At 34.4% G+C, this 5,344-nt stretch carries 5 protein-coding genes and 2 pseudogenes; 2 read left to right on the plus strand and 5 right to left on the minus strand.

Annotated elements, in window-relative coordinates:
- From OUY_RS01610 to ygfZ, 4 genes and pseudogenes are all read right to left on the minus strand, one after another.
- Positions 1–340: pseudogene (locus OUY_RS01610) on the minus strand (hypothetical protein); the annotation flags it as partial.
- A gap of 724 nt (positions 341–1,064) precedes the next feature.
- Positions 1,065–1,286 carry an ankyrin repeat domain-containing protein gene (locus OUY_RS06805; RefSeq protein WP_139686518.1) on the minus strand — a complete coding sequence of 74 codons (222 nt, stop codon included), beginning with the start codon at positions 1,284–1,286 and terminating at the stop codon, positions 1,065–1,067.
- Positions 1,277–1,627: an ankyrin repeat domain-containing protein gene (locus OUY_RS01620; RefSeq protein WP_139686516.1), complete on the minus strand. Its 351-nt coding sequence runs from the start codon at positions 1,625–1,627 to the stop codon at positions 1,277–1,279. Before OUY_RS01620 ends, OUY_RS06805 begins: the two co-directional genes overlap by 10 nt.
- Before the next feature lie 118 nt (positions 1,628–1,745).
- Entirely contained in the window at positions 1,746–2,543 is a 798-nt protein-coding gene (gene ygfZ / locus OUY_RS01625) for a CAF17-like 4Fe-4S cluster assembly/insertion protein YgfZ (RefSeq protein WP_006012580.1), read from the minus strand.
- Positions 2,544–2,656: 113 nt separating this feature from the next.
- Here ygfZ and OUY_RS01630 point away from each other — a divergent pair, with 113 nt between their 5' ends.
- Together OUY_RS01630 and groL are read left to right on the plus strand one after the other, a co-directional pair.
- Positions 2,657–2,947: a co-chaperone GroES gene (locus tag OUY_RS01630; protein WP_007302813.1), complete on the plus strand. Its 291-nt coding sequence runs from the start codon at positions 2,657–2,659 to the stop codon at positions 2,945–2,947.
- Between the two features lie 89 nt (positions 2,948–3,036).
- Complete coding sequence (gene groL / locus OUY_RS01635) at positions 3,037–4,686, plus strand: chaperonin GroEL (protein ID WP_139686517.1); 1,650 nt, start codon at positions 3,037–3,039, stop codon at positions 4,684–4,686.
- A gap of 506 nt (positions 4,687–5,192) precedes the next feature.
- On the opposite strand, the pseudogene OUY_RS06320 reads toward groL, so the two are convergent.
- Positions 5,193–5,344: pseudogene (locus OUY_RS06320) on the minus strand (IS110 family transposase); the annotation flags it as partial.

Here is a 5,344-nt window from a genome sequence, read left to right on the forward strand (position 1 = left end):
CTACTATAATACCAACTCCTGGAACAGTAGTTAATAATTTGCAAACTTCGTCTTTCTTGCCTTTCTCTGACAATATTTTATCAAGCTTTTTTATTGATTCTTCTATTATTTCCAAACTACAAACTAATGCTTCAATTGAATCCTTACTGACTTTATCTAGATCTTTTATTGCTTCTTGCACTTTTATGGATTCGTATTCTCTGCTTTGACTAAGCAGAAACTCAGCTATTGCACTGCTCTCACTTGCAACAACTTCTTCTTTAACAATTTTTCCTTTCTCATCAACGATACTAATAAAAGTTTCTTTGAGTGAGATATCTAACCCGCTATAATATTTCATGAGACTACTCCTACTGTAAAAGTTTAAATTATTTTTGAAGAACCAATTCATTGAATTTGTTACTTCGTGCTAAAATAATGGAGTATGTCTCTCCATCATTCAATCGCAATTACAGTATGTTGTTTGTTTTTTTTAAAAAATATTAAAATAAATATAACTTTTTAGAGTTATCCACAGTTCTTTTACTTTCAATTATATATATATTAGTATTTGGAGATCATATTTATTATAGATCTCCGAAGTACTCATAATGTGTAAAATATGTATTTCTCTGGGTTATCAACTTAGTTATTAACAATTCTGTGAATAACTAAAACAAGAAAAAGGGGCTTCTAATCAAATGGAAATAGTGTCATTCTTTAAAGAACGACGCTAAAAACATTGTTTCTGTTCGAGCAATGGTTACACCTATTATCAGATCTAGGTACCCTGAATAGGATTAAGGGTACCTAACGAAGTAAAAAACTTGGAGAAAAGGAAGAAGCCTTTTCTTCCTTTTACTTAATTTGGCTGAGGCAAACCTTGTTCTGTTGCCGACCTTGATGTGTAAGGATTTTCTATCTTAGTAGATACTGCATATGTAATACCACCAGCAATAAGTCCAGTGAGTACAGCAGCAGCTACAACTATACCAACTAAACCAGTATTGGTAATGCAACACCAGCAGCAAAAAGTCCACCACCAACTGCTAATGCAGCTACAACACCACAAACACTACCAACTTTCATTGCCTTATACTTGTATTTATCCTCTGCCTTTTTAAAAGCTGCTTTCTTTCTTTATCATAGGTACAATCTCTTGCAGTCCTTCCATAATGATCCTTTATAAAAGGATTAGCACCTGCATCTAGTAAAATTTGTATTACCTCTTTGTAACAACTCTCGTGCAAAGGAGTGTTTCCACAAGAATTTCGTTTATTAACATTAGCACCTGCATCTAGTAAAATTGTGTTACCTCTTTTTCATGACTCTTGTGCAAAGGAGTGTTTCTAAAAGAATCTAGTGCATTAACATTAGCACCTTCGTCTAATAGATATCGTATTAACTTCTTCTTTTCCTTCTCTAAGTAATCAAAATCTCCAACTATTACATGCAATAATGTACTTTGATATCTATACTCTCTTTCCTCTAAGCTAAATAGATGATCTATATCAAATTCCTTCTCCTTCCACTCTTTATATGCATGTTTATATTTTTCTTGCAAGAAGTTTTTAAATAGATCCAGATTATGATCATTCAACACACTTTCCCTAAACCAGGATAAAAGCTCTCTTTTTCTAATAGCCATAATATTTATAAAAACACTAATACTTTAATTATTATACATTTAAGCAAGAAAGCCAAGAATTTAACTAGTATCACAAACATTCAAACAAGAAAAAGGTGCTTTTACCCGAATAGATATTTTATAACGTCTTAATGCTAACTCCACCGACATATAAATTTGCGTGGCTTTTTCCAGTATTAAGCAATGCAAGTCCAATATTGTCGACACTAGAGCGTAGTTCTCCTACTTCTTCATTATGTTCACTGATTACTTTAGTGCCAATATTTGGAAGTGCATTTTTTCCCTCAACAAGGTAAAGTTTCCTTCTGAATTTTTCTTGTCTGCTCATTCGATTTACAACTTCCTGACCTATATAGCACCCTTTATTAAAGCTTATACCATTTATCTTATCGATTAAATATTGCAGCGGAAATGATGAATTTTGCACCATATCTTTTGCTCCATCTGGGACAAGGTTTTTAATTCTAACTTTTTCATACTGAATAAAATCTCCAACCGGTTCTTTTATTTCATCTTCATGTATGATCCTCATTCCTAGCAGCTTGTGCCTTGGATCTTGAAAAATAACTTGTGACTTACTACTACACTTCGCCAACTTAGCATCAAACAAAACTCCAACCTTATATAGTGAACTAATGTCTTTAATCCTCACTCTAAGGTAAGTTTTGAGCAAGTCTAATTTTTCAATTATTTGCTGTAGATGGGCATTTTCACACTCCAAATAAATATATTTATCATGCTCAATGAGGAAAAAATCGTACAGATATTTTCCCTGAGGATTGAGTAATAAAGAGTAAATTGCCTGCTGGCTACTTAGTTTATTAATATCATTTGTTATAACACCCTGAAGAAAATCTCTCGTATCTGGTCCGTATAAAGATATTAGACTACGGTTTGCTAGCGGTATGTAACCCATAAAACTTCTGTTCAAACCTTAAATTATACACTTTTACTAACTCCAACCCTTGAAATGTAACCTTTAGATGACTACATAGAATTGTAGGTTAATCTATTAATGAGGAAACATAAATGTCAAGTGTAAATTTGAATGTATTAGATGATAATGTGCTAATAAAGCCTATTACTGAAGAAAAACAAGGTGGAATTGTACTACCATCAAGTGCTGAAAAGAAGCCTACTAAAGGTGAAGTTATAGCAATTGGTAGTGGTTCACGCAACTCAAGCGGAGAGCGTATAGCTTTAACTGTAAAAACTGGTGATAAGGTTTTCTACAGGCAGTGGGCTGGAACAGAAGTAGAGCATGATAATGAAAAGTATGTCGTGATGAAGGAGTCAGACCTACTTGCTGTTATCAAGTAGGTATTCCTATTTTACTAAACTAATGCGCTATATAGTGCATTATGTATTTTAATATTCTAAATTTTTTATTAATTTAAGGAGTGATAAAAATGGCTAACATAGTAGTATCAGGCGAACAGTTGCAAGAAGCCTTTCGTGAAGTTGCAGCAATGGTTGACTCAACGGTGGGAGCAACTGCAGGGCCTAGGGGAAATACAGTAGGAATTAGCAAGCCATATGGTGGACCAGAGGTCACAAAGGATGGCTATAAGGTAATGAAAGGTATAAAGCCTGAAAGACCATTACACTCTGCGATAGTAAGCACCATTGCTCAAAGTGCTTCTCAGTGTAATGACAAAGTTGGTGATGGTACCACAACATGCTCAATACTGACTAGCAATATGATAATGGAAGCTTCAAAGTCAATTGCAGCTGGAAATGATCGTATTTGTATCAAAAATGGAATACAGAAGGCAAAAGATGTGATATTAAAGGAGATTACATCAATGTCTCGCACAATTTCTTTAGAGAAAATGGATGAAGTTGCACAAGTTGCAATAATTTCTGCAAATGGTGATAAAGCTATTGGTAATAACATTGCTGATGCTGTTAAAAAAGTTGGAAAAGAAGGCGTAATCACTGTTGAAGAGAGTAAGGGTTCAAAAGAATTAGAAGTTGAACATACAACTGGTATGCAGTTTGACCGTGGTTATCTCTCTCCATACTTTGTTACAAATAATGAAAAGATGAGCGTGGAGCTTGATGATCCATATTTGCTGATTACAGAAAAAAAACTTAATATTATTCAACCTTTACTTCCTATTCTTGAGGCTATTTTTAAGTCTGGTAAACCTTTGTTTATCATTGCAGAAGATGTTGAAGGTGAAGCATTAAGCACTTTAGTGATCAACAAATTACGTGGTCTAAAAGTTGCTGCAGTAAAAGCTCCAGGTTTTGGTGATAGGAGAAAGGAGATGCTCGAAGACATAGCAGCTTTAACAGGTGCTAAGTATGTCATAAAAGATGAGCTTGGAATCAAGATGGAAGATTTAACTCTTGAAGATCTTGGTACTGCCAAAAATGTTAAAATCACTAAAGACAATACTACAATTGTCAGCGAAAATAGCACCTCTGACAGAGTGAAAGCTAGAATTGAGCAGATTAAATCTCAGATTGAAACTTCAACCTCTGATTATGATAAAGAAAAGCTAAGAGAACGTTTAGCAAAATTATCAGGGGGTGTTGCTGTGCTCAAAGTTGGTGGAGCAACCGAAGTAGAAGTAAAAGAACGCAGAGATAGAGTTGAAGATGCACTTCACGCAACAAGAGCTGCAATTGAAGAAGGTATAGTTCCCGGTGGTGGAGTTGCACTTCTTTACGCTGCATCTGCTCTTGATAAGCTAAAAGCTTCAAGCGATGAAGAGCAAATAGGTATCAACATTGTCAAAAAAGTTCTCAGTGCTCCAATCAAAAGATTGGTTAAAAATGCTGGTCTTGAATCTGCTGTTATAATTGACTATTTGATTAATCAGAATGATAAAGAGCTTATATACAACGTTGAGGCTATGAACTACGCTAATGCATCAACAGCTGGTGTAATTGATCCGGCAAAAGTAGTTCGTATTGCTTTTGAAACGGCAGTGTCTGTAGCAAGCGCACTTATTACTACTGAATCTATGATAGTTGATCTACCAAACAAAGAAGAAAATGCTTCATCACCTATGGGTGCAGGAGCAATGGGCGGAATGGGTGGATTCTAAGTAAACAAGAGCCTTGGAGCAACTTGCTCCAAGGTATCTTTCTAGTTCTAAAAAGTCTTACATTTATAAAAATTTTCATTTGTATTTTGATTCAGGTCAGTTTTAATTAGACCTTTAGGATTATCTAACATATACCTCCACACATTAAATTATATAGAGGTATATTAGTGTTGACCTTCTAGGTCAACACTAAACAATAACAAAAACTATAGTTCTCTAATTGCACATAAGTCAACAATAATTTTTACACAAATCAAAATAGCATATTTCCTCCGTAATCTTTAATAATTTTACATAGATTAAGTAGCATGCTTCCATGGTTCTCTCCGCGGTCTGATATGGCTAGTTTAATTTTAGCCAAGCCGCACTATACTTGTTAGGGCGGAAGTGGATGGCAACATGTTGTTTACGAAGTCTACGCTTCAACCATAGCTCTTGCTTATCCCTTCCATCGGCATTACTATCTTTACCTTCAATAAAATTATTGTCCTATACTCCTTTAGTGTTTATTGATAATAAAATTCTGTTTTATCAACCAACATTCTATGCATAATTACAGCTAGTTTTCTTGCTAATGCAACTACTGCTTTCTTTATACCCTTCTTTTTTGCAAGCTTTATTCCCCAGCTTTTTAATTTGAATTTTTTCTTGCTAACTG

This window comes from Wolbachia endosymbiont of Leptopilina clavipes (assembly GCF_006334525.1).
GTDB lineage: Bacteria > Pseudomonadota > Alphaproteobacteria > Rickettsiales > Anaplasmataceae > Wolbachia.

Coding starts and splice junctions, on each gene's coding strand:
- OUY_RS01620 (WP_139686516.1), bottom strand. CDS start 1,627: ATGGCTATTAGAAAAAGAGAGCTTTTATCCTGGTTTAGGGAAAGTGTG.
- ygfZ (WP_006012580.1), bottom strand. CDS start 2,543: ATGGGTTACATACCGCTAGCAAACCGTAGTCTAATATCTTTATACGGA.
- OUY_RS01630 (WP_007302813.1), top strand. CDS start 2,657: ATGTCAAGTGTAAATTTGAATGTATTAGATGATAATGTGCTAATAAAG.
- groL (WP_139686517.1), top strand. CDS start 3,037: ATGGCTAACATAGTAGTATCAGGCGAACAGTTGCAAGAAGCCTTTCGT.